This is a genomic window from Variovorax sp. ISS6 (assembly GCF_056523145.1).
Map to the genome: position 1 here is coordinate 4,241,007 of NZ_JAWRZC010000001.1, position 24,541 is coordinate 4,265,547.

The following is a 24,541-nucleotide window of genomic DNA, read 5'->3' on the forward strand; positions in this document are numbered from 1 at the left end:
GCTCAGTCGCCGTCGGCGAACTGGTCGAACAGCAGGCCGCGCAGCCACTGGTTGCCCGGATCGCGGTGCAGCTTGGCGTGCCAGAACAGGTTGATCGCGATCTGCGGCAGCGCCACCGGGTGCGGTCGCCACACCAGCCCGAAGGGCTCGGCGATGCTCTGCGCGAGCCGCTCGGGCACGGTGGCGATCATGTCGCCCGAACGCAGGATGTGGCCGATGGCCACGAAGTGCGGCACGCGCAGCCGGATGCGCCGCTGGATGCCCTGCGCGGCCATCACGTCGTCGGCCTTGCCGTGGCCGGTGCCCGCGGCCTGCACCAGCACGTGGTCGGCCGCGACGAAGTCCTTGAGCGACACGCTGCGCTTCTTCGCGAGCGGATGGCTGCCGGCGAAAAGGCACACGTAGCGCTGGCGGAACAGCCGGCGCTGGAACACGCCCGACTTGAGCTGCGGCAGCAGCCCGATCGCCAGGTCGACATGGCCGGCCTCGAGCTCCTCGCGCAGGTTGGTGGCGGTGTTGTTGCGCACGGTGCTGATGGTCACGCCCGGCGCGACCGCGGACAGCGCGGCCATCAGCTTCGGCGTGAAGTAGATCTCGCCGATGTCGGTCATCGCGAGCGCGAAGGCCCGCGTGCTGGTGGCGGGGTCGAACACCACCTGCTGGTTGAGCGCGGTGTGCAGCGCGCCCATCGCATAGGCCACCGGCTCGGCCAGCTGCAGCGCGAAGGGCGTGGGCTCCATGCCGCGCGCGGTGCGCAGGAACAGCTCGTCGCCCAGCAGCTTGCGCAGCCGCGCGAGCGCGTTGCTGATCGCGGGCTGCGACAGGCCCAGCGAGGCGGCCACGGCCGACACGCGCTTCTCGGCCAGCATGCGGTCGAACACCAGCAACAGGTTGAGGTCGATGTCCTTGAGCTGCATGCCGGACCTTTATTCATTTCGGTGATGAAGAGGATTCACGGAATTCTATTGGTCAATCGGCGACGGCCGCGCATCATCCGTCCCCGAGACAACCGGCGCACCGCGCCCGCCCACGAGAAGAACATCCGATGGACCTGCACATCCACCCCCTGGCCCGCACGCTCGAGGTCCGCCCCGGCGCGAACCTGCTCGAGGTGCTGCGCGAGCACCATGTGCCGGTGTCGTACAGCTGCATGGCCGGGCGCTGCGGCACCTGCCGCTGCAAGCTGGTGTCGGGCCAGGTGCTCGACGCGGGCCAGGACGCCATCCGTCCCGACGGCCAGGGCGAGCGCTACGTGCTGGCCTGCCAGGCCACCCTGACCGAGAGCTGCGCGATCGAGATCCCCGAGCCCGACGAGGTGGTGGTGCATCCGGCGCGGGTGCTCAAGGCCACGGTCACCGGTATCGACACGCTGACCCACGACATCCGCCGCCTGCGCCTCAAGCCCAACAAGCCGCTCGAGTTCTCGCCCGGCCAGTACGCGCAATTGCAGTTCGCGCCGGGGCTCGCGCGGCCGTACTCGATGGCGGGCCTCGGCCGCGACGACGAACTCGAGTTCCACGTGCGCCGCGTGCCCGGCGGCCGTGTCACCGCGCATGTGTTCGAGCAGCTGCGCGTGGGCGACGCGGTGCGTGTCAGCGGTCCGCTGGGCACCGCCTACCTGCGCACGAAGCACCGCGGGCCGATGCTCTGCGCGGCCGGCGGCACCGGGCTGGCGCCGATCCTGTCGATCGTGCGTGGCGCCATCGAGGCCGGGCTCACGCAGCAATCGATCCACCTCTACCTCGGCGTGCGCTCGGGGGCCGACGTCTATGGCCTCGCCGAGCTGCGCGAATTGCAGGCGCTGCATCCCCGCCTGACGGTGCAGGTGGTGGTGGTCGCCGGCCCGGCCGAGGCCGGCCAGCGCCTGGGCCTGATCACCTACGCGATCCGCGCCGACTGGCCCGGCAGCCTCGAGGGCTGGCGCGCCTACCTCTGCGGCTCGCCGCCGATGGTCGAGGCCGTGACGCAACTGGTGCGCGGCCGCGGCCTCGCGCCCGAGCAGATCCATGCCGATGCCTTCTACCTGCAAGGCACCTGAAGAATTGCCGGAAAGACAAGGAGACCCGCGATGACAACGCAAGCCGTGTTCCCCATCGAGCTGCGCTGGGAGAACGAGCAGACCAGCCGCATCCCGTTCAAGGCCTACACCGACGAGGAACTGCACCTGAAGGAGCTGCAGCGCTTCTTCTACGAGAAGCACTGGTGCTACGTCGGCCTCGAGGCCGAGATCCCGAACCCCGGCGACTTCAAGCGCACCGCCATCGGCGAGCGCTCGGTGATCCTGGTGCGCGACATGGAGGGCGAGATCCACGTGGTGGAGAACGTCTGCGCGCACCGCGGCATGCAGTTCTGCCGCGAGCGCCAGGGCAACCGCAAGGATTTCGTCTGCCCCTACCACCAGTGGAACTACTCGCTCAAGGGCGACCTGCAGGGCGTGCCGTTCCGCCGCGGCGTGAAGCAGGACGGCAAGGTCAACGGCGGCATGCCCGGCGACTTCAAGCTCGAGGAGAACGGCCTCAACAAGCTCAAGGTGGCGCGGCGCGGCGGCGTGGTGTTCGCCTCCTTCGACCATGGCATCGAGTCCTTCGAGGACTTCCTCGGCCCCGAGATCCTGCGCTACTTCGACCGGTTGTTCGACGGCCGCAAGCTCACCATCCTCGGCTACAGCCGCCAGCGCATCCCCGGCAACTGGAAGCTGATGCAGGAGAACATCAAGGACCCGTACCACCCGGGCCTGCTCCACACCTGGTTCGTGACCTTCGGGCTCTGGCGCGCCGACAACAAGTCGGAGCTCAAGATGGATGCGCGCGGGCGCCACGCCGCGATGATCTCCACGCGCGGCAGCGCGGGCAAGGCCGCGCAGGTGACGCAGGTCGCTAGTTTCAAGGAGAGCATGCAGCTCAAGGACCCGCGCTTCCTCGACATCGTGCCCGAGCCCTGGTGGGGCGGGCCGACCGCGGTGATGATGACGCTGTTCCCGAGCCTGATCCTGCAGCAGCAGGTCAACAGCGTGTCGACGCGCCACATCCAGCCCGTGGGCCACGATGCCTTCGATTTCGTCTGGACCCATTTCGGCTTCGAGGACGACAGCGAGGAGATGACGCAGCGCCGCCTGCGCCAGGCCAACCTGTTCGGGCCGGCGGGCTTCGTGTCGGCCGACGACGGCGAGGTGATCGAGTTCTCGCAGCAGGGCTTCGAGCAGAAGCCCTACCACCGCACGCTGGCCGAGCTCGGCGGGCGCGAGGTCGAGAACACCGACCACATGGTGACCGAGACGCTGATCCGCGGCATGTACCGCTACTGGCGCGAAGTGATGGAGGCCGCATGAAGCAGCTCGACCCTGCCGCTTACCTCGAGCTGGCCCGGCTCTATGCGGCCTATGCCCATGCGGTCGATTCGGGCCAGTGGAGCCTGTGGCCGGCCTTCTTCACCGAGCAGTGCAGCTACCGGCTGCAGCCGCGCGAGAACCACGAGCGCGGCCTGCCGCTGGCCACGCTGTCCTTCGAGAGCCGCGGCATGCTCGAGGACCGCGTCTACGGCATCCAGGAGACGCTGTTCCACGACCCGTACTACCAGCGCCACGTGGTCGGGCTGCCGGTGGTGCACGGCGTCGACGACGACGGCACCATCCGCAGCGAGGCCAACTACGCGGTGTTCCGCACCAAGCTCGACGGGCCCTCGACCGTGTTCAACGTGGGCCGCTACATCGACCGCGTGGTGTCCACGCCCGAAGGCCTGAAGTTCGCGTCGCGCCTGTGCGTGTTCGACAGCGAAATGATCCCGAATTCCATCATCTATCCGATCTGAGCCATGCAGGACAAAGAACCCGAGACCCACGGCGCGCCGCTGCGCCGCTTCACCGACCCGGCCTACCGGCCACTGTGCGCCAACCTCGCCGAGGTGCGCGAGAACATCGACGCGCTCGACCGCAAAATCGTCGCGCTGCTGGCCGAGCGCGGCCGCTACGTGAAGGACGCGGCGCGCTTCAAGCGCGATGCCTTCCAGGTCTCGGCGCCCCGGCGCCAGCAGGAAGTGATCGACAAGGTAAGGGCGCTGGCCGAGCAGGAGGGCGCCTATCCCGAGGTGGTGGAGGCCGCCTACCGCGCATTGATCGCGGGCTTCATCGCGCGCGAGCAGCAGGATCACCTGGGCATGGTGGACGTGGAGGCGCGGCCATGAAAACCTTGCTCGTGTTCGCGGCCACGGCCGCCATCGCCATCACGGCCCAGGCCCAGGACTGGCCGCAGCGCCCCGTGCGCGTGATCGTGCCCTTCGCCGCGGGCGCCTCGCCCGACATCCTCGCGCGCATCGTCAACGACAAGCTCGCCGCGCGCATCGGCCAGCCGCTGATCGTGGAGAACAAGCCCGGCGCGGGCGGCAACAGCGGCACCGACCAGGCTTCGAAGGCCGCGCCCGACGGCTACACCTTCCTGCTCTCGGTCAACGCGCCGCTGGTCTACAACACCATCCTCTACAAGAACCTGCCCTACGACCCGTTCAAGGACCTGGTGCCGGTGTCGCTCGCGGCCACCACGCCCAATGTGTGCGCGGTGTCCAACGGCATGAACGTCGACTCGGTCAAGTCCTGGCTCGAGGCGCTGAAGCGCAATCCCGGCCAGTTCAACTTCGCCTCGACCGGCAACGGCTCGATCTCGCACCTGGGCGTGGAACTGGTCAAGCTCAAGACCCGGTCCTTCGCGGTCCACATTCCCTATGCGTCCTCGGGCCAGGCCGTCACCGCGATCATCCAGGGCGACGTGCAGTTCGCCTGCCTGCCGCCGGTGTCGGTGATGCCGCAGGCCAAGGCCGGCCGGCTCAAGGCCATCGCCGTGACCTCGGCCGAGCGCTCGGCGCTGCTGCCCGAGCTGCCGACCCTGCGCGAATCGGGCCTGCCCGACATCCAGGCCGTGCCTTGGTTCGCCTACATGGCACCCAAGGGCACGCCCGATGCGATCGTGCAGCGCATGAGCCGCGAGATCGCCGCGGTGCTCAAGGACCCCGAGGTGCTAAAGCGCCTGCAGACCGCGTACTTCGATCCCGTGGGCAGCACGCCCGAGGCGCTCTCGAAGTTCATGGGCGAGGAACTGCGGCGCTGGAAGCCGGTGATCGAGCGCACGGGCCTCAAGCCCGACTGACAGCCACCCACGCCACGAAGGAAAAGAACATGACCACGATCACCTGGATCGACGCCGCGGCGGTGGACGACGTCCCCGCCGACGACGTGATCGGCATCGACGTGCAGGGCCGCGACATCGCGCTCTATGGCACCGAGGACGGCATCCACGCCACCGACAACATCTGCACCCACGGCCATGCGCGGCTGTGCGACGGCTTCCTCGAGGGCCACGAGATCGAGTGCCCGCTGCACCAGGGCCGCTTCGACGTGCGCAGCGGCAAGGCGATGTGCGCGCCGCTCACCGAGGACCTGCGCAGCTACCCGGTGAAGATCGAGGACGGGCGGGTCTACCTCGCGTTCGAGGCCTGAACGGCGGCGGGCAGCTGGCGCTCGCGGCGCCGGCGCCTGGCCTTCGACGGATGCCACTGGTGCGTCGAGGCCTTGAAGGCCGGCCGCTCGAGCGCCATCGCCTCGAGGAAGCGCGGGCCGAGCTGCAGCCGCGGCGTGGCCAGCGAGGGATCGAAGTCGGCCTCGACGCGGCCCACGTCGGGCACGCGCGCATAGCGCAGCACGCGGTAGCCGGCATCGACCAGCAGCGCATCGTGGGCCTCGCGCAGCGCGCGTTCCTTGCGGCCGGCCTTCTCGTCGAGCCCGACCACGGCCACCACCTCGAAGTTGCGGTCGCAGATGACGAAGTCGGCGATCTTGCGGCCGAAGCCGCTGCGCGCGGCGCGGGTGCGCGCGGTGAGCAGGGCGCCGAAGCTCACCTGCGGCAGCACCACGAGGTCGGGCAGCGTCTGCACCAGGCGGTGGTACATGGCCTGCTGGCGTTCGTTGAGCGGCGCGCGCGGACGCGGGCGTTCGACGAAACCGCCGCGGCTGTCGTTGCGCTTCTGCGCGATCAGCACGACCAGGAGCAGGGCGAGGGTCGCCAGAACGACCACGAATAGAAATGTATTCATCTGTAACTCTCCTTCAGCGGCGAGTCTCGCACGAGTGAAAGCGAGGGCCTTGGCAAGCCCCTCGAAGCCTCGGACCAGGGCTTGCGCGCGGCCTCTGTTGCGGCTGCATTTCGCGGGCTCTGTATCTGTTCGCGGCGCGCAGGTGCGGCGAAGATGGCGCCTTTTCTTTCAGCTGGAAATTCCGCCCATGACCGCCTCCGCCCATCGCCAACAGACCGCCGACCGCATCGCCGCCGAGCTCGGCCACAGCTTCGAGGGCGAGATCCGCGTCGGCGGCCACTATGCGTCGGCCGTGCGCGATGGCAACACCGTCTACATCAGCGGCCAGGTGCCGCGCGTGGGCACCACGGTGATGGTCACGGGCCGCGCGGGCGATACCGTGTCGCTCGAGCAGGCGCGCGAGGGCGCGCAGATCTGCGCGCTGCGCGCGCTCGCGATCCTGCGCCGCGAGCTCGGCTCGCTCGACGCGGTGCGCCAGGTGCTGCGCGTGGGCGTGTTCGTGCAGTGCAGCGCCGACTTCACGCTGCACAGCGAGGTGGCCGACGCGGCCTCGGACCTGCTGCACGAGGTGTTCGGCGACGCGGGCGTGCATGTGCGCACGGCGGTCGGCGTCTATGCGCTGCCGAAGAACGCGACGGTCGAGGTCGAGATGACCGTCGCGGTCGACTGATTCAGCGCAGCAGCAGGTCCGCCACTTCCTGCGCCAGGGTCGCCACGGTGCGCGGCGCGCAACCCTCGGCGTTGTTGCTCACGGTGACGAAGGCGTTCTGCCCGGCCTTCACGGTGCCCGCGATCACGCGCGCCAGCGCCTGGCGCGTCTCGGGATCGGGGTCGACGATCTTGTCGAACGGGCCGTAGAGCTTCTCGGCGTCCTCGTAGCCGTAGCGGCCGTGGCGCCGGTGCAGGTTCCAGCGGCACACCAGCGGGCGCGGCCACAGCGCGCGCAGCATCGGCAGCTGGTCCTCGATCGGCGGCATCTTCGCGTGCAGGCCCAGGCACCAGGTGGCGCCCACGCTGCGCAGCATGGCGGCGAACTCGGGCGTCATGAGCTGCGGGTCGCGCACCTCGACCGCGACCACCGCGTCGGGCGCGGTCGGCGTGAGCGGCGGCAGCGCGGCGATCATCGCGGCGAGGCGCTCGAGCAGCAGCGGCACATCGGCCAGCACGGGCCGCGGCAGCGGGCTCAGCTGGAACACCAGCGCGCCGATGCGGTGGCCCAGGCCCTGCAGCGCGGGCTCGGCGAACTCGCGCACCGCGAGCTCGGCGCTGAGGAAGGCCGGATTGATCTGCGTGCCGCGGCCGCTCTCGTCGCGCACCGTGGCATCGGTCACCACGCTCGGCGCCTTCACCACGAAGCGGAAGTCGTCGGGCACCATCGCGGCATAGCGCGCGTACTGGCTCGCGGTGAGCGCGCGGTAGAAGTTGCGGTCCAGGCTCACGGTGCGGAACAGCGGATGCTGGCCATAGGCCGCGAGCCCGTTCTTCGACAGCACGGCCTCGGCGTACTCGCCGTCCCACACGAGGCCGGCCCAGCCCGGGTAGTTCCACGACGAGCCGCCGAAGCGCAATTGCGGCGGCAGCTGCAGCGCGAGGTCGACCAGCGCGGGATCGGCCGGCGCCGGCTGCACGGTGCCGCCGCGCGATTTCTTCGGAGCCGGTGCATCGTCCGCGGGCGCGGGCGGCGCCGAAGGGGGAGATCCGGGGAGGTCGGGGAAAAGATGGTCCTGCATTGCACTGATGCCTCGGGCGCGCATTCTCGCCCGGACGGCGGCTGCCTGCCGGGCACAATCCGCGCCATGAAACAGTGGTTGCGCACCCGCGGCGGATGGTGGCTGGCCTGGCTGGCGCTGTCGGCCATGGGCGCGGTCTGGCTCGCGCGCGCGGAGATCGAGCGGCTGCACCAGGCCTTCGACACCGACGCGCGCATCGCGCACCGCCTGATGAGCCAGCAGGTGGTGCAGTACGACGCGGTGCTGGCCACGCTCGCATTGCTCGAGCCCGCGAGCGGCGGTGGCGCCGACCGTCCAGAGCAGCGGCTGCCCGCCGTGTACTCGTCGATCCTCGGCGTGCAGCGGCGCGCGCGCGGCGAGGCCTGGCCGCCGGGGCCGCAGGCCGAGGCGCTGGCGCGGGCCGAGGCGCGCTCGCGCGAACTGCATCGCGCAGAGTTCGCGGCGCTCGACCTGCCGCACGGGCGCTACCTGCTGGCGATCGGCGCCGACCCGGTGAGCTATGCGCTGGCCATCGACCTCGCGGGCACGGTGCCCTGGCGCGACTGGCCCATGAACCCGCAGCAAAGCCCCGTGCGATTGAGCCTGCAGCGCGATGGCCAGCAACTGGTGCTGCAGCCGGGGCGCATCGGCGAGGGCGGCTGGCGCTTCGACTTCACCAAGGTGCTGGCCTCGCCGAGCCAGCCCTTCGACCTCGTCGCGCAGCGCCAGGTGGGCTGGTCCGAGCTGCCCTGGCGCGCGATCGCGCTGTGGACGCTGGCGATGGCGCTGCTGGTCGCGGGCCTGTGGACCGCAAGGCGCCAGCGCGTGGCGCGCCGCCGCGCGGAAGAACTGCTGCGCCTGGGCCAGGTCGCGCGGCTCAATGCGCTCGGCGAGCTGTCGGCCGGCCTCGCGCACGAACTCAACCAGCCGCTGACGGCCGTGCTCGCCAATGCGCAGGCCGCGCGCCGGCTGCTCGACGAGGAGCCGCCCGACATCGCCACCGCGCGCGGCGCCATGGGCCAGGCGGTCGAACAGGCACGGCGCGCCGCCGGCGTGGTGGGGCGGCTGCGGCGCGTGATCGAGCGGCCCGAGGCCGGCGGCGAGCTGCGCCCGCTGGCGCTGCACGAGGTGGTGCGCGATGCGATGCACCTGCTGGCGCCCGAGTTCGAGCAGCGCGGCGTCGCCGTGCGCTTCGATGCCGCGGCCCAGCCGCCGCTGCGCGTGTTCGGCGAGCCGGTGGCGCTCGAGCAGATCGTGCACAACCTGCTGATGAACGCGCTGCAGGCGCTCGAGGGCGTGCCGGCGGGCGAACGGCGCATCGAGATCGAGCTCGCGCGCCAGGGCGGGGAGGGCACGCTGGCCATCGTCGACAGCGGCCGCGGCATCGCGCCCGAGGCGCTGCCGCGCCTGTTCGAACCCTTCTTCAGCACGCGCGAAGGCGGCCTGGGACTGGGCCTGAGCCTCAGCGAGACCCTGGCCAGCGGCATGGGCGGCAGCCTCGAGGCGGCGCATGCATTGCCGCGCGGCGCGCGCTTCACCCTGCGGCTGCGGCTGGAAGAAAGCGCCCGATGAACGTCCAGCCCCAATCCCCGCTGGTGCACCTGATCGACGACGACCAGGCCGTGCGCGAGAGCCTCGCGCTGCTGATCGGCACCGTGGGCCTGCGCGTGCAGGCCTGGGCCGATCCGCAGGCCTTCCTCGCGGGCTTCGACCGCACGGGCATCGGCGCGATCGTGCTCGACGTGCGCATGCCCGGCATCGGCGGGCTGACCGTGCTCGACCGGCTGGTGGCGCAGGGCGTGGACCAGCCCGTGATCATGCTGACCGGCCATGGCACGGTCGAGATGTGCCGCCGTGCCTTCAAGGCCGGCGCGGCCGAGTTCCTCGAGAAGCCGGTCGACGACGAGCAACTGCTCGAGGCGCTGCAGCAGGCGGTGCGCCAGCACGTGCGCTCGCGCGAGCGTTCGCAGGCCGACCAGGCGGCGCGCGAGCGGGTGGCGCAACTGTCGGAGCGCGAGCGCGAGGTGCTGGCCTTCATCGTCGCGGGCCTCACCAACAAGGAGATCGCGCGCGAGCTCGCGCTGTCGCCGCGCACGGTGGAGACGCATCGCGCGAACCTGTTCGCCAAGCTCGAGAGCGATTCGCTGGCGCAGCTGATCCGGCGCTACGCGCTGCTGGTCGATAGCGAGGCTCCGTAGAACTACGGAGCGCGCCCCGCAGCCGTACGAATGGCCGCGCCGACGCGCCTTTCCTACAGTGGCGCAGCCGTCGGCAACGGGCCGGCGCCACTCACTGGAGACCCCTTCATGCATTCGTCGCTTCGCTTCGCCACCCTCGCCGCCGCCGTCGTCGGCCTGGCCGCATCCACCCTGGCCCAGGCCCAGACCGCCGCGCCCGCCGCGGTGCGCACCGAGCGCAACATCTCGCTCGCGCTGGCCAACCAGATCGCCGCCGAGGCCGTCGCCGCCTGCGCCGCCAACGGCTACAACGTGGCCGCCACCGTGGTCGACCGTGCCGGCACCGTGCGCGCCGTGCAGCGCGCCGACAACGCCGGTCCGCACACGCTGGCCTCGAGCGAGCGCAAGGCCTGGACCTCGGCCTCGGCCAAGAGCCCCACGCAGGCCATGATGGAGAACGCGCAGAAGAACCCCGGCGCCGCGAACCTGGTCTACCTGCCGGGCTTCCTGCTGCTGGGCGGCGGCGTGCCCGTGAAGTCGGGCAACGAGGTGATCGGCGCGGTGGGCGTGGGCGGCGCGCCCGGCGGCCACCTCGACGAACAGTGCGCGAACGCCGCGCTCGAGAAGGTCAAGGGCCTGCTGGGATGAGAACGGCGCGCGCGCTTCGGCTCGCCGCCGGTCTGGCGCTCGCGCTGGCCGCGGGCGTGCCGGGCGCGGCCCTGGCCCAGGTCGCGCCCAGCATGGCCGAGGCCAAGGCCTACGAGGGCCTGCACCGCGCGGCCTGGCAGGGCGACCTGCCGCGGCTGCGCACGCTGGTCGCGGGCGGCGCCAGGCTCGATGCGCGCGATGCACGCGGCCGCACGGCGCTGCAGGTGGCCACGCATGCGCGCCAGCGCGAGGCGATCCGCCTGCTGGCGCAGGCCGGCGCCTCGCTCGACGTGCTCGAGGACGACCGCTACGACGCCGTGACCATCGCCGCGGTGGCCGACGACCCGGCCACGCTGGCGCTGCTGCTGTCGCTGGGCGCGAGCGCGAAGCAGGTCACGAGCCGCTACGACGGCACCGCGCTGATCGCGGCCGCGCACCTGGGCCACGACGAGGTGGTGCGCCAGCTGATCGCGGCCGGCGCGCCGCTCGACCATGTCAACAACCTGCACTGGACCGCCGCCATCGAGGCGGTGGTGCTGGGCGATGGCGGCGAGCGGCACCAGCGCACGTTGGCCGCGCTGATCGGTGCGGGCGCGAATCTCTCGCTGGCCGACCGGCAGGGGCGCACGCCGCTCCAGCTCGCGGTGGCGCGCGGCTATACGGCGATGGCCGATCAACTGAGGGCCGCGGGCGCGCGCTAGTTGCGAGGGAGAATCGGGCTTTTGCTGCCCGAGACTCCGCCATGCCGCTTTCCGTCGACACCACCGCCCGCGCGAAAGGCCGCTGAGATGCGCGGCCTCGGACTGATCGGCCTCGTGATCGCGCTCGCGATCGTCGCGCTGGTCGCGAAGAAGCAGTTCGCCGGCACGGCCGCGCCCGTCTCCGCCGATGGCTCGACGGCCCCGGCCCCGGTGCGCGACCAGGCCCGCCAGGTGCAGGACCAGTACAGGCAGGCCCTCGACGCCGCGATGCAGCAGTCGCAACGCAAGATGCCCGATGACGAGTGAGCCCTTGACCGACGACGGCTTCATGGCGCTCGCGCTCGCCGAGGCGCGGCGCGCGGCCGAGGCCGGCGAGGTGCCCGTGGGCGCGGTGCTGGTGAAGGACGGCCGCGTGATCGCCACCGGCCGCAACACGCCCGTGGGCGGGCACGACCCCAGCGGCCATGCCGAGATCAACGCGCTGCGCGCCGGCGCCGAGGCGCTGCGCAACTACCGGCTCGAGGGCTGCGAGCTGTTCGTCACGCTCGAGCCCTGCGCGATGTGCGCGGGCGCGATGCTGCATGCGCGGCTCGCGCGCGTGGTCTATGGCGCCGCCGATCCCAAGACCGGCGCGGCGGGTTCGGTGCTCGACCTGTTCGCGCTGCCCCGGCTCAACCACCAGACGCAGGTGCAGGGCGGCGTGCTGGCGGCCGACTGCGCGGCGCTGCTGCAGGACTTCTTCCAGCAACGGCGCGCGGCCGCGCGCGAGCAGGCGCAGCCGCTGCGCGACGACGCGCTGCGCACGTCGCCCGAGCGCTTCGCGGCGCTGGCCGACTACGCCTTCGCGCCGCATCACGTGCAGGACCTGCCGTCGCAGCGCGGCTGGCGCCTGCACTACGTGGACGAAGGGCCGGCCGACGGCGTGGCCTGCCTGTGCCTGCACGGTCCCGGCGAATGGGGCTATGCCTTCCGCCACCTCGTGGGCCTGCCCGGGCTGCGCGTGCGGGTGCCCGACCTGATCGGCTTCGGGAAGAGCGACAAGCCCAAGCGCGAAGCCGCGCACAGCCTCGAATGGCATCGCGACGTGCTGCTCGAATGGCTGGACCGGCTGCCGCCTTCGCCGATGCTGCTCGTGCATTCGCAGGCCGGCGCGAACCTGGCGGCGGCCCTGCATGCGGCCGCGCCCGCGGGCCGCTTCGCGGCGCTGCTGGCCGCGCCCGAGGGCGGCGAGCGCGTGCGCGATGCCTGGCGCGCGCCGTTCCCCGACCGCGGCTTCGAGGCCGCGCTGCGCGCGCTCGGCCCGCTGGCCCGGTCCTCGGGGCCGGACCGCGCGCAGGCGCTGGCACTGGCAGAGGCGGCGCGGGCCGCGATGGGATACTCGACGCCGTGAGCAACAAGCACATCTACATCTATTCCCCCTCCAGCGCGGTGCGCGACAAGGCCGCGTTCCGGCGCGGCGTGGCGCGCCTGAAGGCCCTGGGCCACGAGGTCGAGGTCGACGAGGCCGCGCTGTCCTTCCACCAGCGCTTCGCCGGCGACGACGCGACGCGCCTCGCGGCCATCGCGCGCGCGGCCGCGAGCGGAGCCGACATCGCGCTGATCGCGCGCGGCGGCTACGGCCTCACGCGCATCCTCGATGGCGTGCCGTTCAAGAAGCTGGCCAAGGCCATCGAGCGCGGCACCGAGTTCGTCGGCCTCAGCGACTTCACCGCGCTGCAGAACGCGCTGCTCGCCAAGACCGGCGCCGTGACCTGGGCCGGCCCTGCGGTGGGCGAGGATTTCGGCGCCGAGGCCGGGCCCGACGACATCATGGAAGCCTGCTTCGACGACCTCGCGAGCGGACAGGGCGAGGGCACGGGCTGGCGCATCCCGGTGCGCGACGCGGCGCTCAAGTTCAAGCCCGTGCACGACGCGGTGCTGTGGGGCGGCAACCTCTGCGTGCTGACCAGCCTGCTCGGCACGCCGTACTTTCCGGCGGTCGACCAGGGCGTGCTGTTCATCGAGGACATCAACGAGCATCCCTACCGCATCGAGCGCATGCTCGAGCAGTTGCGCATGGCCGGCGTGCTCGGCCGCCAGCGCGCCATCGTCTTCGGCCAGTTCACCGGCGTGCGCAAGGTGCCGGGCTACGACCGCGGCTTCGGCCTCGACACGGTGATCGACCGGCTGCGCGCGCAATTGCGCAAGGTGCAGGTGATCGCGGGCCTGCCGTTCGGCCATGTGCCGACCAAGGTGCTGCTGCCGGTGGGCGCGAAGGTCGAGCTCGCGGCCGACGGGCGCGACGTGTTCATGGTCTGGGGCCACCATCCGCACGGCGGCGCGCGGTCCCATGGCCACGATCACGGCCATGCGCATCACGCGCACGACCACGGCCACGACCACTGAAGTGCGCCCGCGCGGCGCAAAAAAAAGGCAGCCCGGAGGCCGCCTCGAAGCGAACGGCAGGCAGCTCGCGACCGCCTGCCGTCCGTCACATCAGTGGTGGGGAATGCGCTGGTGCGCGCGCGGTCCCATCGAGCCTGGCAGGCCGCCTTCGAACATGCTGTTGATGCCCTTCATCTTGCGGCGCGCGGCGGTTTCGCCGTCGATCGCGCTGAGCGCGGTCATCACGTCCTGGCGCAGGTACCAGAGGGTTTCGACATCGGCGGCGAAGCGCACGCGCTGGCTCACGCGCTGCACGGAGTGGCCGCCTTGCGAGGGGAGCAGCGACAGCATCGCGCTGCGGATGCGGCCGAGCTGAAGGTCCTTGGTGCGTGCGTTGCCGGCACCCGACAGGTGCAGCAGACGAAGCAGGCGGCGGAGGATCGTCATGGCGAGTTACGTAACACCGAGAACAGGATTGGCGGTTACCTTAATCGGGCGGTGATCAAGAGACAAGTTGTGGAACATTGTTTCTTGTTTGAAAACAACACACTTTACGTAGCAGTTCGAGCAAAAACTGAAGAGTGTTTTCTTAAGTATTAATGCAATTGCGGGATTATTCCTACAGTGCTCGCAGTATTTGTCCGACGCCTCACTCTTCCTCTTCAGAATAGTGCGACTTGGTGAAGGATTTGACGGTACAAACCCGTCCAGGGATGACCGGATTTCGGCGTTCTCCGTGTCCGGTCGGAGATAGATACAACACAAAACAACGGCGGTGAGGCCGGATTCAGAACATGGTTGTCAACTCCACTGTGGTGTTTGCGGACCTGACCGGCAGTACCCGGGTCTTCGAGGCCATGGGCAATGCCCGGGCCACGGAGACGGTGACGCGCCTGACGCAATGGATCGGGGCGGTGTGCGAGAAGCATGGCGGCCGCGTGGTCAAGTCGCTCGGCGATGGCGTGCTCGCGCTGTTCGCCGAGGGCGCGGGCGCGATCCAGTCGGTGATCGAGCTGCAGCGCCAGCACCAGAAGCGCCTGTTGGCCTGGCCCGCGCCGCTGCGCATGGAGCTGCAGATCGGCGTGGCCAGCGGCGAGGTGCTCGAGGTCGACGGCGACTGCTTCGGTGACGCGGTCAACCTGGCCTCGCGCCTGAGCGATCTCGCGGGGCCGAGCCAGATCTGGGCCACCGAATCGGTGATCGTCCAGTTGCGCGAAGGCGCGGTCCATCACCGCGACCTCGGCCCGATCAACATCCGCGGCCGCAGCGAGCTGTCGGTGGTGCACCGCATCGACTGGCAGGAGGACGTCACCGCCTCGCTGACAGTCCCGGCCGCGCTGATGGCGGGGCGCCATGCCGATTCGAACTTCGGCCAGATCGAGCTGAGCTGGCTCGACGTGCGCTCGATGTTCCGCACCGAGCAGCTGCCGATCCACCTGGGCCGCGTCGACGACGCCGAGTTCGTGGTCAACGATCCGCGCGTGTCGCGGCTGCACGCGCGCATCGAGCTGCGCCAGGGCAGCTGCGTGCTGACCGACCTCAGCACCTACGGCACCTGGGTGCGCTTCCACGGCAACGCCGGGCCCAGCAGCGAGATCGCGCTGCGGCGCGAGGAGTGCGTGCTGCACGGCAGCGGCGAGATCGGCCTCGGCGCGCCGCTCAGCGATTTCAGCGCGCCCACCATCGCCTTCAACACCATGGGCGGCGACGTGCTGCTGTCTCGCCGCACGGTCGGCTGAACGGCGCCGGCCCCGTCACGTTTGGCTACCAGAAGCGGTGGCCGGACGTGCACGGCGCGCGGGGGCCGGGCGTTGCTCGTGCATCGGACCGCCGTTGGCGGTCGTTTCCAGCCAGCCCGCACCGGGAGCCCTCAGTGAACCTCAAGCCTTCTTCCTTCTCGTCGCGCGGCCTGCACGTGGCCGCGCTCGCCGCCGTGGCGCTCGCCTCGCTGTGCGCGGCCGGTGCCGCGAACGCGCGCGGCCACTGGTCGATCGAGATCGGCACGCCCGGCGCGGGCTATCCGCCGCCGTACTACGCGCCGCCGCCGGTCTACTACGAGCCCGCGCCAATCTACTACGCGCCGCCACCGCCGGTGTACTACCGCCCGCCGCCGCCCGTGTACTACCGGCCGGCACCGCTGATCGCGCCGCCGCCGGGCCGGCTCTACTACGGTCCCGGCTACCCGTACCGCGCGCCCAACGACGACGGGGACGACGACTGACACGCGCAGTGTCCTGCTGAGCGCTTGCTGAAGACAATTCAGGGCAGGAATTGTCAAATTGTGTTTCCTGGGCGACGAAAAAGTCACACAAGTTCACATTTCTAAGCCGAAAGTCCGTCGATTTCGGCCCCTCGATCCACGGAAACCGGTAGGGCATGGGCCTTGCCTCCTGACCTCCATCGGCGCGCGGGCGCCGCAGGAGCGAGGGTCATGTTCGACACGGAAGAAGCCGGCCAGCAGGCAGCGGCTCATGGGATGGAGGATGCGCCGCTGGCGCGGGACGGCGACGGCACGCCCGGCGTCGAAGGATCGGCCGGGGCGCTGAAGGGCTTCGCGCTGTTCGCGATGCCGGCGCTGATCGCGGGCTGTGGCGGTGGAGGAGGCGGCGGTGGCGCGGGCGGCGGCATCTTCCCCGGCGCGGGTGGCGGCGGCAATCCGCAGCCCGATACGTCCGCGCCCGCCGACACGGGTCCCTACCACTACCTGCAGGCCAGGAGCGACGCGGAAGCCGCGCGCTTCCTGCTGCAGGCGCAGTTCTCGGCCTCCGAGGCGGAGATCGCCACGGTGCGCAGCCTCGGCTACCTGCCCTGGCTCGAGCAGCAGTTCAACGCGCCGCGCACCCAGACCGCCTGGGAATGGGTCGAGAGCCAGCCCTACAACGGCACCGACATCGACACCACCGTCTGGCGCCAGCTCATGCTGTCGGGCGACGCGGTGCGCAAGCGCATGGCGCTCGCGCTCAGCGAGATCTTCGTGGTCTCGGCCAACGACATCGGCTCGAGCTGGCCGACGCACATGATGGCCCAGTACTGGGACATGCTGGCCGCCGGCGCCACCGGCAACTTCCGCCAGCTGCTCGAGGCCGTGACGCTCAATCCCGCGATGGGCTTCTACCTCAACACGCGCGGCAACCAGAAGGAGAACAACCGCGGCCGCCAGCCCGACGAGAACTATGCGCGCGAGGTCATGCAGCTCATGAGCATCGGCCTGCAGCAGCTCGAGGCCGACGGCACGCCGAAGACCGGCGCCGACGGCCAGCCGCTCGACAGCTACACGCAGAACGACGTGAGCCAGCTCGCGCGCGTGTTCACCGGCTACGACCTCGACATCAAGCCCGGCGAGCAGAACGGCTTCCGCCCGCCGGGTGCGAGCTACACCGTCGAGACCAGGGACTGGACCACCCGGCCGATGGTGCTCGACGCGAGCCGCCACTCGATGCTCGAGGCGAAGTTCCTCGGCGCCACCGTGCCCGCCAACACGCCCGGCGCCGGCGCGCTCAAGATCGCGCTCGACACGCTGTTCAACCACCCGAACGTCGGCCCCTTCATCGGGCGGCAGCTGATCCAGCGGCTGGTCACGAGCAACCCGAGCCCGGCCTATGTGAAGCGCGTGGCCGCGGCCTTCGCCGACAACGGCGCGGGCGTGCGCGGCGACATGAAGGCGGTGTTCGCCGCCGTGCTGATCGACGACGAGGCACGCGGGCCGGCCGGCCTGGCCAGCCCCGACTTCGGCCGCCTGCGCGAACCGATGCTGCGGCTGGCGCAATGGGGCCGCAGCTTCGGCGTGAGCTCCACCAAGGGCACCTGGCGCATCGGCGACCAGAGCAATGCCAGCTACGGGCTGGGTCAGAGCCCGCTGCGCTCGCCCTCGGTCTTCAACTACTTCCGGCCCGGCTACGTGCCGCCGGCCACCGCCATCGCCGAGCGCAAGCTGGTCGCGCCCGAGTTCCAGATCGTCAACGAGTCCAGCGTGGGCGGCTACCTCAACTTCCTGCAGAACGCGCTGCCCTACGGCATCGACAACGGCGACGTGCGCGCCGCCTACACGGCCGAGAAGGCGCTGGCGCTCGACCCCGCGGCGCTCGTGAAGCGGCTCGACCTGCTGCTGACCGGCAACCAGCTCTCGAACGCCACCGTGAGCCTGATCACCAATGCGCTCGCCACGCCCGCGCTCAACGCCGGCAGCAGCGAGGGCGCCAGGCTCAACCGCGTCTGCGCCGCCGTGATGCTGGTGATGGGCGCGCCCGAATACCTGGTGCAGAAATGAACCCCATGACCCCGACGAACACGGCCAGCCAGGAGCGGCGCCCATGCATCTGATCGATCCCGCGCGCCACACCCGGCGCGCCTTCCTGCGCCGCTCGGGCCAGCTCGCGATGGCCGGCACCGCGCTGCCGTTCGCGCTCAACCTCGCGACCATGGGCGAGGCCGCGGCCCAGGCCGCGCCCGGCGACGACTACAAGGCGCTGGTCTGCGTCTTCCTCTACGGCGGCAACGACTACGCCAACACGGTCGTCACCTGCGACACCGACAGCTACGGCAAGTACAGCCAGATTCGCGGCGGCAACGGCGACGCCGGCGGCGGCATCGCGATCCCGCGCGCCCAGCTGCTGCCCACCTTGCTCGCGCCCACGCAGGCCTTGCCGGGCGGGCGGCAGTACGCGCTGCATCCGTCGATGACCGCGCTGGCCGACCTGTTCCACGGCGAAGGCAAGGTGGCGGTGCAGCTCAACGTCGGCCCGCTGATCGCGCCGATCACGCGCGCCCAGTACGACAGCGGCAACCGCAAGGCCTGGCCGGTGCCGCCCAAGCTGTTCTCGCACAACGACCAGCAGTCGGTCTGGCAGTCGTCCTCGCCCGAGGGCTCGACCGTGGGCTGGGGCGGCAACATCGGCGACCTCGTGCTGTCGGGCAACACCGGCGCGCTGTTCACCTGCATGTCGGTCGCGGGCAATGCCGTGTTTCTCTCGGGCGACCGGGCGCTGCAGTACCAGGTCGGCACCGGCGGCGCGGTGCGCATCTACAGCGTGGGCGACAACACCGGCAACCTGTTCGGCTCCGACACCGTCAAGGCCGCGATGCAGCAGCTCGCGCAGCAGTCGCGCGGCCACACGCTCGAGGAGGAATACAGCAAGGTGGTGCGGCGCGCGGTCAAGGCCGAGGGCCAGGTCACGGCGGCGATCCAGAGCGACTTTCCCGCCGGCGCCTTCCCGGCCAACAACGGCCTCGCGAGCCAGCTCAAGATGGTCGCGCGCCTGATCCGCGGCCGCGCCTCGCTGGGTGTGAAGCGCCAGGTGTTCTTCGTCTCGATGGGCGGCTTCGACCTGCACGACAGCCTGATCGCCAACCAGCCCGGCCTGATGCAGCGGCTGTCCGACGCGATGGCAGCCTTCCATCGCCAGATGGCGGCGCTGGGCCTGGCCGAGCAGGTCACGGCCTTCACGGCCTCCGACTTCGGCCGCACGCTCTCGTACAACAGCGACGGCTCCGACCACGGCTGGGGCGGCCACCACTTCGTGGTCGGCGGTGCGGTCAAGGGCAGGGCGATCTACGGCACGCCGCCGCCCGTGAGCATCGGCAACACCGCGGCCGATGCCGACCAGTGGCACGTGGGGCAGGGCCGGCTGCTGCCCACCACCTCGGTGGACCAGTACGCGGCCACGCTCGCGCGCTGGTTCGGCGTGCCCGACAGCCAGCTCGACGAGATCCTGCCGAACCTGAAGAACTTCGGACGCACGGCGAATGGCATCGCGTATCCGCGCAACGTCGGGTTCATGGCATGAACATCATGGGCCACGTCACCTTGATGGGCAGCCTCGACAGCGTCGAGGGCGGCATCAGCGTGGACTTCGGTCCCAAGCCGCGCCGCGCGGCGGCGCCCGCGGCGCCCGCCACCGGCCTCGCGCGGCGCCGGCCCTTCGCCAGCGTCGAAGCCGCGATCGCGGCCATCGAGGCGCTGGACCGCGAGCTGCGCAAGTTCGAGCTCGCGGTCGACGACGGGCTGCAGGATTACCTGGGCGTGCAGATGGCCCAGATCACCGACTGCGCGCTCACGCGCGGCTGGGAGCCCGTGGGCTTCGTGCAGGACGAGGGCTTTCGCGTCTACCGCTACGAGCGCGTGCGTGGCCGGCGCAGGCTGGGCTGAACGCCCGCGCGGCCTCAGCTGCCGCGCGGTGCCCGGTAGCGCAGGGCCTCGATCACCAGCGCCAGTGCCGGCGACAGCTGGCGGCGGTTGGCGTGGTAGAGGTGATAGCCGGGGAAGGTCGGCCACCAGTCCCGCAGCACCGGCACCAGCGTTCCCTGCGCGATGTGCGGCGCCATGATGTCGAGGGGCACGCAGGCGAAGCCCAGGCCGTCCAGCGCCGCCTGGAGCATCAGGTAGGTGTTGTTGAACGTCGCCTGCCCACGCACCCGGACGCCGAGCGCCTCGCCGTCCTTCTCGAAATCCCATGCATACAGGCCGCCGTGCGTGGCCAGCCGCAGGTTCACGCAGCGGTGCGCCGTGAGGTCGCCGGGCACCAGCGGCAGCGGCTTGCCGGCCAGGTAGCCGGGCGAGGCGGCCACCGCCATGCGCAGCGGCGGCGCGATCGCCACGGCCACCATGTCCTTGTCGACGCTGCTGCCCAGGCGCACGCCCGCGTCGAAGCGCCGGGCCGCGATGTCGGTCAGCGCGTAGTCCACGCTGAACTCGATCTCGATGTCGGGATGCTCCCGCAGCAGCGGCAGCAGCCGCGGCCACAGGACCGTGGCAATGGCATGGTCGTGCGCCGTGATGCGCACCGTGCCGGCCGGCTTGTCGCGCATCGCGCTCAGCGACTCGAGCTCCTGCGCGATCTCCTGCAGCCGCGGCGCCAGCGTGTTCAGCAGCCGCGCGCCGGCATCGGTCACCGAGACGCTGCGCGTGGTGCGCGTCAGCAGCCGCACGCCGAGCCGGGCTTCGAGCGCCAGCATCGAATGGCTGAGCGCCGAGCGCGAGACGCCGATCTGCGCGGCCGCGCGCGTGAAGCTGCGTTCGCGCGCGACGACGACGAAGGCTTGCAGGTCGTTGAGGTTCTCGGTGGTCACGGATGAATTGGTGAACTGGATTCACAAGTGCATCCCGATTTTGCAGTCTTCTCAACCAATGACGCGCTTCATAGAGTTCGGGCATCGGTCCATTTCCCAGGAACTCTCCATGTGCCATCGTCCCCTCCAAGCCGCCTTCTGCCTGGCGGCACTTCACGGCCTGAGTGCCGGCGCCGTCGAAAACGCGCCAGCCGTTGCCGAGGCCCAGCAGATCGCGCGCGCCGGCAGCCAGGCCTCGGTGGCCGGGCCCGCCGAGTACTTCACCGGCCGCGTGCGCATCGATCCGGTCTGGCCGGCCAGCGAGACCCTCAACGCCTCCGGCGGCCTCGTCACCTTCGAGCCCGGCGCGCGCTCGGCCTGGCACACGCACCCGGCCGGGCAGCGCCTGGTCGTGACCTCGGGCGTCGGCCTGACCCAGGAGTGGGGCCGGCCGGTGCGGGAGATCCGGCCCGGCGATGTCGTCTGGTGCCCGCCGGGCGTCAAGCACTGGCACGGCGCGGCGCCCGGCACCGCGATGACGCACCTGGCCGTCACCGGCACGGTCGATGGCAGGAACGTCGAATGGCTCGAGAAGGTGTCCGATGCGCAATACCCCCAGCGTTGACCGGTCCCGCAGGAGCGCGCTCGCCTCCGCCCTGGGCCTGGCCGCCGCCGCCTGCCATGCCGCGCCCGTGAACGCCGCGTCCGCCGGCACCGGATCCCTGAGCGCGCGCCAGCAGGCGATCGTTCCGATCGCGGCTTTCGCAGCGAGCGGCGACATCGCGCGCCTGCCCGCCGCGCTGCAGCGGGGCCTCGACGCCGGCCTGGGCGTCAACGAGCTCAAGGAGCTCCTGGTGCAGGTCTACGCCTATGCGGGCTTTCCGCGCAGCCTCAATGCGCTGGGCGAGTTGATGAAGGTGCTCGAGGCGCGCCGGCAACGCGGCCTGCGGGACCGCGAAGGACCGCTGCCGTCGCGGCCCGTTCCGCGGGGCGATGCCCTGCTCGCGGCCGGCACCGCCAACCAGACGAAGCTCTCGGGCGGACCGGTCCGGGGCCCGCTGTTCGACTTCGCCCCGGCCATCGACGAGTTCCTCAAGACCCATCTGTTCGGCGACCTGTTCGAGCGCGACAACCTCGACTGGCAAAGCCGCGAGCTCGCCACCGTCGGCATGCTGTCGGCGCTCGCGGGCGTCGAGCCTCAACTCCAGGCCCACCTGCGCATCGCGATGAACGTCGGGCTCGGCGCGACGCAGCTCGAGCAACTGGTCCGGGTGCTGGAGGCACAGGTCGATGCCGAAGCGGCGCGCCGAGCCCGCGAGGCCCTGGAACGGCAGCTCGCCGCCACGCGTTCCGGCGGCTGAGCCCGCGCCGGCCGGTCCGGCGCGGGGCCGGCCGTCATCGTTCGGACACGATTTCGTCATCTCGCGCGGTCACCATCCGGCTCGCCCAGGCTGCGATGGTCCCGATGTCCGCGGCCCGGCCCCTTTCGAACTCGCCGCGCATGCACCTTCCCCGCACCTCCATCCTCGATCCGGCATGCCCGCAGCGGGTTCACAGCTCGCGGCGGGACTGATGGCGGTGGCGGTGCTCCTGAGCGGCATGCCGGCCGCGCGCGCCGACGCGCCGCGCACCACCGCGGCCGACCCCGCGGCCGACCCCGCGGCGCCGATGCGCTTCGACATCCCGCGCCTGCCGCTGGCCGCCGCGCTGAGCCGCTTCCATGCGCAGACCGGCCAGTCGCTGCTCTACGACGACGCGATCGCCGAGGGCCGCATGGCCGGCCCGCTGCAGGGCGAGCGCACGCCCGAGGCCGCGCTGCGCGAGCTGCTCGCGGGCAGCGGCATCGTGGTGCGCTACACCTCGCAGGCGGCCTTCATGCTGATGCGTCCCGAGGCGCCGGACGCCGGGTCCGCGCCGGCTGCCGCGGCCACCGGCACGGCCAGCGCCAGCGCCGCCACCGCCGCGCGCCGCGGCTACTACACCGAGCTGCAGGCCCGTGTGACCGCGGCCCTGTGCGGCGATCCGGCCACCATGCCCGGCAGCTACCGTCTCGCGCTCAATCTCTGGATCGATGCCGAGGCCCCGGTGGTCGAACGCGTGCTGCTGCATCCCACCGGCAACGAGCGGCGCGATGCGCGCATCGCCGCGCGGCTCACCGGCCTCGCGCTCGCGTCGGCGCCGCCCGCGGGCCTGGCGCAGCCGATCGCGCTGCTGATCCTGCCGCGCCAGCCGGCGCAGACCGGCGACTGCCGCCCATGACGGCGCTGCTGAACTTCCTGGTGGAGCGCTACGACGTGCTGCGCCGCAAGCTCTCGCACCGGCTCGGCTCGGTCGAGCTGGCCGAGGACGTGCTGCACGACACCTACGTCAAGCTCTCCGCGCGCGCGCCGGCCGGCCCGGTGCACAGTCCGCAGAGCTTCCTGCTGCGCACCGCGGTCAACATCGCGATCGACCGCATCCGCGCCGACCGGCTCGAGCTCTCGGGCGAGGAGGTCGACGAGCTGCTGATGACCGACGAGAAGGCGGTGGATCCGGCCGTGGCCGTCGAGGCGCGCGTCGACCTCGAGGCCGTGGCGCGCGCGATGGAGCAGTTGCCGCCGCTGCGCCGGCAGCTGCTGTTCGCCTCGCGCGTCGAGGGCATTCCGCAGAAGGAACTGGCGCAGCGCTACGCGATCTCGCTGCGGCGCGTCGAACGCGAAATCCACCTGGCGCACGAGTTCTGCGTCGAACAGATGCGAGGGCCGCGCAAGGATTGAGTTGGCGGCCGGCCCCGGCGCCGAACGTCCAGTCAGCAGCACACCGATGATTTCGAACATGGCCGACGACGATTCCGAAGTCCCCGATTCCCGTCTCGACGCGGAAGCGCGCGCGTGGGTGCGTCGGCTGCGCTCGGGCGCGGCCACGCGCAAGGACGCGCGCGAGCTCGCGCAATGGCGCGCGTGCGGCCCCGGCCACGCGCAGGCCTTCGAACGCGCCAAGCGCGAATGGCAGGCGATCGGCGGCGTGGCGCAGGCGCACCAGCGGCTCTTTCCCGCGGCGGCGGCACCGGCCCGCGCCGCCGCGCACGCGGCGGTGGCGGTCGATACGCGCCGGCGCTGGCTGCTCGGCGCGGGCTTCGCGAGCGCGGGCGCGGCGGCCGTCGCGGCGGTGGTGCATCCGCCGCTGGCGCTGTGGCCCTCGTGGTCCGAACTGGTGGCCGACTACCGCACCGGCACCGGCCAGCAGGCCACGGTGACGCTGGCGGGCGACGTGGAGCTGATGCTCAACACCCAGACCAGCCTCGCGGTGCAGCCCGCCGGCGCGGCCGGCGGCGGCGAGCGCATCCGGCTGATCGCGGGCGAGGCCACGCTGCGGCGCGGACCCGGCGCGCCCTTCGTCGAGCTGGTCGCGGGCGACACGCGCATCGTGCCCGGCGTGGGCAACGTCGCCGTGTGGAGCCAGGAGGAGCGCTACCGCGTGAGCTGCATCGAGGGCCGCGTCGAGGTCATGCATCCCATGCGCACCGTCGCGCTGCTGGAGGGCGAGCAGATTCTGGTGCGGCGCGACCGGCGTGTCGCCGGTGGCGCAGGTGGACATGGCGCAGACCCAGGCCTGGCGCCGTGGCGAGCTGGTGTTCCGCGGCACGCCCTTGAGCGAGGCCATCCACGAGATCAACCGCTACCGCAGCGGCCGCGTCGTGCTGGCGAGCGACTCGCTCGCGCGCCACCGGCTCAGCGGGCATTTCCGCATCGACGCCCTCGACGAGGCGATCGAGCAGATCGAGGTGCTGTTCGGCGCGCGCGCCACGCGCTGGCCGGGCGGGATCGTGATGCTGGGCTGA

At 71.3% G+C, this 24,541-nt stretch carries 29 protein-coding genes and 1 pseudogene; 25 read left to right on the forward strand and 5 right to left on the reverse strand.

The genetic code is table 11. The features are described from left to right. Window positions 1-2: 2 nt before the first annotated feature. The gene (locus AC1HIL_RS19825) at window positions 3-917 is read right to left on the reverse strand and encodes a LysR family transcriptional regulator (RefSeq protein ID WP_093341826.1); all 915 of its coding nucleotides are present in this window, start codon (window positions 915-917) and stop codon (window positions 3-5) included. A gap of 128 nt (window positions 918-1,045) precedes the next feature. Between AC1HIL_RS19825 and AC1HIL_RS19830 the strand changes: the two genes are divergently transcribed. Genes AC1HIL_RS19830 through AC1HIL_RS19855 form a run of 6 tightly spaced genes read left to right on the forward strand, consistent with a single transcriptional unit; the run spans window position 1,046 to window position 5,485 of the window. Further along, complete coding sequence (locus tag AC1HIL_RS19830; RefSeq protein ID WP_479669826.1) at window positions 1,046-2,038, forward strand: 2Fe-2S iron-sulfur cluster-binding protein; 993 nt, start codon at window positions 1,046-1,048, stop codon at window positions 2,036-2,038. 30 nt (window positions 2,039-2,068) lie between these two features. Further along, window positions 2,069-3,328, forward strand: coding sequence for an aromatic ring-hydroxylating dioxygenase subunit alpha (locus AC1HIL_RS19835; RefSeq protein ID WP_479669827.1), 1,260 nt, complete (start codon window positions 2,069-2,071; stop codon window positions 3,326-3,328). Beyond that, complete coding sequence (locus tag AC1HIL_RS19840; RefSeq protein WP_057594947.1) at window positions 3,325-3,807, forward strand: aromatic-ring-hydroxylating dioxygenase subunit beta; 483 nt, start codon at window positions 3,325-3,327, stop codon at window positions 3,805-3,807. Before AC1HIL_RS19835 ends, AC1HIL_RS19840 begins: the two co-directional genes overlap by 4 nt. Before the next feature lie 3 nt (window positions 3,808-3,810). Further along, the gene (locus AC1HIL_RS19845; protein ID WP_479669828.1) at window positions 3,811-4,179 is read left to right on the forward strand and encodes a chorismate mutase; all 369 of its coding nucleotides are present in this window, start codon (window positions 3,811-3,813) and stop codon (window positions 4,177-4,179) included. Continuing rightward, window positions 4,176-5,135 (forward strand): Bug family tripartite tricarboxylate transporter substrate binding protein, encoded by a 960-nt coding sequence (locus AC1HIL_RS19850; RefSeq protein WP_479669829.1) that lies wholly within the window; start codon window positions 4,176-4,178, stop codon window positions 5,133-5,135. Before AC1HIL_RS19845 ends, AC1HIL_RS19850 begins: the two co-directional genes overlap by 4 nt. 29 nt (window positions 5,136-5,164) lie before the next feature. After that, entirely contained in the window at window positions 5,165-5,485 is a 321-nt protein-coding gene (locus tag AC1HIL_RS19855; RefSeq protein ID WP_261205802.1) for a non-heme iron oxygenase ferredoxin subunit, read from the forward strand. On the opposite strand, the gene AC1HIL_RS19860 is transcribed toward AC1HIL_RS19855, so the two are convergent. After that, window positions 5,464-6,078: a DUF2726 domain-containing protein gene (locus tag AC1HIL_RS19860; RefSeq protein ID WP_261205801.1), complete on the reverse strand. Its 615-nt coding sequence runs from the start codon at window positions 6,076-6,078 to the stop codon at window positions 5,464-5,466. The two genes, AC1HIL_RS19855 and AC1HIL_RS19860, sit on opposite strands and share 22 nt — an antisense overlap. Before the next feature lie 187 nt (window positions 6,079-6,265). Here AC1HIL_RS19860 and AC1HIL_RS19865 point away from each other — a divergent pair, with 187 nt between their 5' ends. Next, window positions 6,266-6,748, forward strand: a complete 483-nt coding sequence (locus AC1HIL_RS19865; RefSeq protein ID WP_057594951.1) for a RidA family protein — start codon at window positions 6,266-6,268, stop codon at window positions 6,746-6,748. A 1-nt stretch (window position 6,749) separates the two neighbouring features. Here the strand turns inward: AC1HIL_RS19865 and AC1HIL_RS19870 are convergent, their stop codons facing one another. Continuing rightward, window positions 6,750-7,808 carry a DUF72 domain-containing protein gene (locus AC1HIL_RS19870; protein ID WP_261205799.1) on the reverse strand — a complete coding sequence of 353 codons (1,059 nt, stop codon included), beginning with the start codon at window positions 7,806-7,808 and terminating at the stop codon, window positions 6,750-6,752. A gap of 66 nt (window positions 7,809-7,874) precedes the next feature. On the opposite strand from AC1HIL_RS19870, the gene AC1HIL_RS19875 reads away from it, so the two are divergent. The 7 genes from AC1HIL_RS19875 to AC1HIL_RS19905 all read left to right on the forward strand — a co-directional run bounded on the left by AC1HIL_RS19875 (window position 7,875) and on the right by AC1HIL_RS19905 (window position 13,698). Next, window positions 7,875-9,359 (forward strand): sensor histidine kinase, encoded by a 1,485-nt coding sequence (locus AC1HIL_RS19875; protein WP_479669830.1) that lies wholly within the window; start codon window positions 7,875-7,877, stop codon window positions 9,357-9,359. Then, the gene (locus tag AC1HIL_RS19880) at window positions 9,356-9,985 is read left to right on the forward strand and encodes a response regulator transcription factor (protein WP_057594954.1); all 630 of its coding nucleotides are present in this window, start codon (window positions 9,356-9,358) and stop codon (window positions 9,983-9,985) included. The genes AC1HIL_RS19875 and AC1HIL_RS19880 overlap by 4 nt, the downstream gene beginning before the upstream one ends. Before the next feature lie 108 nt (window positions 9,986-10,093). Then, window positions 10,094-10,612, forward strand: coding sequence for a GlcG/HbpS family heme-binding protein (locus AC1HIL_RS19885; protein ID WP_057594955.1), 519 nt, complete (start codon window positions 10,094-10,096; stop codon window positions 10,610-10,612). Continuing rightward, window positions 10,609-11,313: an ankyrin repeat domain-containing protein gene (locus AC1HIL_RS19890; RefSeq protein ID WP_479669831.1), complete on the forward strand. Its 705-nt coding sequence runs from the start codon at window positions 10,609-10,611 to the stop codon at window positions 11,311-11,313. The genes AC1HIL_RS19885 and AC1HIL_RS19890 overlap by 4 nt, the downstream gene beginning before the upstream one ends. An 87-nt stretch (window positions 11,314-11,400) precedes the next feature. Next, the gene (locus AC1HIL_RS19895; RefSeq protein WP_057594956.1) at window positions 11,401-11,619 is read left to right on the forward strand and encodes a hypothetical protein; all 219 of its coding nucleotides are present in this window, start codon (window positions 11,401-11,403) and stop codon (window positions 11,617-11,619) included. Further along, entirely contained in the window at window positions 11,609-12,703 is a 1,095-nt protein-coding gene (gene tadA / locus AC1HIL_RS19900; protein WP_479669832.1) for a tRNA adenosine(34) deaminase TadA, read from the forward strand. Before AC1HIL_RS19895 ends, tadA begins: the two co-directional genes overlap by 11 nt. Further along, window positions 12,700-13,698, forward strand: coding sequence for an LD-carboxypeptidase (locus AC1HIL_RS19905; protein ID WP_479669833.1), 999 nt, complete (start codon window positions 12,700-12,702; stop codon window positions 13,696-13,698). The genes tadA and AC1HIL_RS19905 overlap by 4 nt, the downstream gene beginning before the upstream one ends. A 90-nt stretch (window positions 13,699-13,788) precedes the next feature. On the opposite strand, the gene AC1HIL_RS19910 is transcribed toward AC1HIL_RS19905, so the two are convergent. After that, complete coding sequence (locus AC1HIL_RS19910; protein ID WP_057594959.1) at window positions 13,789-14,124, reverse strand: hypothetical protein; 336 nt, start codon at window positions 14,122-14,124, stop codon at window positions 13,789-13,791. 347 nt (window positions 14,125-14,471) lie between these two features. Here AC1HIL_RS19910 and AC1HIL_RS19915 point away from each other — a divergent pair, with 347 nt between their 5' ends. The 5 genes from AC1HIL_RS19915 to AC1HIL_RS19935 all read left to right on the forward strand — a co-directional run bounded on the left by AC1HIL_RS19915 (window position 14,472) and on the right by AC1HIL_RS19935 (window position 19,822). Next, entirely contained in the window at window positions 14,472-15,416 is a 945-nt protein-coding gene (locus tag AC1HIL_RS19915; protein WP_057594960.1) for an adenylate/guanylate cyclase domain-containing protein, read from the forward strand. A gap of 134 nt (window positions 15,417-15,550) precedes the next feature. Beyond that, window positions 15,551-15,898, forward strand: coding sequence for a hypothetical protein (locus tag AC1HIL_RS19920; protein ID WP_261205791.1), 348 nt, complete (start codon window positions 15,551-15,553; stop codon window positions 15,896-15,898). A 210-nt stretch (window positions 15,899-16,108) separates the two neighbouring features. Then, window positions 16,109-17,944 (forward strand): DUF1800 domain-containing protein, encoded by a 1,836-nt coding sequence (locus AC1HIL_RS19925; protein WP_479669834.1) that lies wholly within the window; start codon window positions 16,109-16,111, stop codon window positions 17,942-17,944. 43 nt (window positions 17,945-17,987) lie between these two features. After that, window positions 17,988-19,460, forward strand: a complete 1,473-nt coding sequence (locus tag AC1HIL_RS19930; RefSeq protein WP_261205789.1) for a DUF1501 domain-containing protein — start codon at window positions 17,988-17,990, stop codon at window positions 19,458-19,460. Window positions 19,461-19,465: 5 nt separating this feature from the next. Beyond that, window positions 19,466-19,822, forward strand: a complete 357-nt coding sequence (locus AC1HIL_RS19935) for a hypothetical protein (RefSeq protein WP_261205788.1) — start codon at window positions 19,466-19,468, stop codon at window positions 19,820-19,822. A gap of 14 nt (window positions 19,823-19,836) precedes the next feature. On the opposite strand, the gene AC1HIL_RS19940 is transcribed toward AC1HIL_RS19935, so the two are convergent. After that, window positions 19,837-20,742 (reverse strand): LysR family transcriptional regulator, encoded by a 906-nt coding sequence (locus tag AC1HIL_RS19940; protein ID WP_057594964.1) that lies wholly within the window; start codon window positions 20,740-20,742, stop codon window positions 19,837-19,839. A 109-nt stretch (window positions 20,743-20,851) separates the two neighbouring features. On the opposite strand from AC1HIL_RS19940, the gene AC1HIL_RS19945 reads away from it, so the two are divergent. The 6 genes and pseudogenes from AC1HIL_RS19945 (at window position 20,852) to AC1HIL_RS19970 (ending at window position 24,541) form a co-directional block, all read left to right on the forward strand. Continuing rightward, entirely contained in the window at window positions 20,852-21,346 is a 495-nt protein-coding gene (locus AC1HIL_RS19945) for a (R)-mandelonitrile lyase (RefSeq protein WP_057594965.1), read from the forward strand. Beyond that, a complete protein-coding gene (locus AC1HIL_RS19950) occupies window positions 21,324-22,082 on the forward strand; it encodes a carboxymuconolactone decarboxylase family protein (RefSeq protein ID WP_479669835.1) in 759 nt (252 codons plus the stop codon). Before AC1HIL_RS19945 ends, AC1HIL_RS19950 begins: the two co-directional genes overlap by 23 nt. 175 nt (window positions 22,083-22,257) lie before the next feature. Then, window positions 22,258-22,980, forward strand: coding sequence for an STN domain-containing protein (locus tag AC1HIL_RS19955; RefSeq protein WP_479669836.1), 723 nt, complete (start codon window positions 22,258-22,260; stop codon window positions 22,978-22,980). Next, on the forward strand, window positions 22,977-23,477 hold the full coding sequence (locus AC1HIL_RS19960; RefSeq protein WP_422097084.1) for an RNA polymerase sigma factor: 501 nt from the start codon (window positions 22,977-22,979) through the stop codon (window positions 23,475-23,477). The genes AC1HIL_RS19955 and AC1HIL_RS19960 overlap by 4 nt, the downstream gene beginning before the upstream one ends. Window positions 23,478-23,535: 58 nt before the next feature. Then, a pseudogene (locus tag AC1HIL_RS19965) lies at window positions 23,536-24,144 on the forward strand (FecR/PupR family sigma factor regulator); the annotation flags it as partial. Window positions 24,145-24,295: 151 nt separating this feature from the next. Continuing rightward, window positions 24,296-24,541 carry a FecR domain-containing protein gene (locus AC1HIL_RS19970; RefSeq protein WP_479672795.1) on the forward strand — a complete coding sequence of 82 codons (246 nt, stop codon included), beginning with the start codon at window positions 24,296-24,298 and terminating at the stop codon, window positions 24,539-24,541.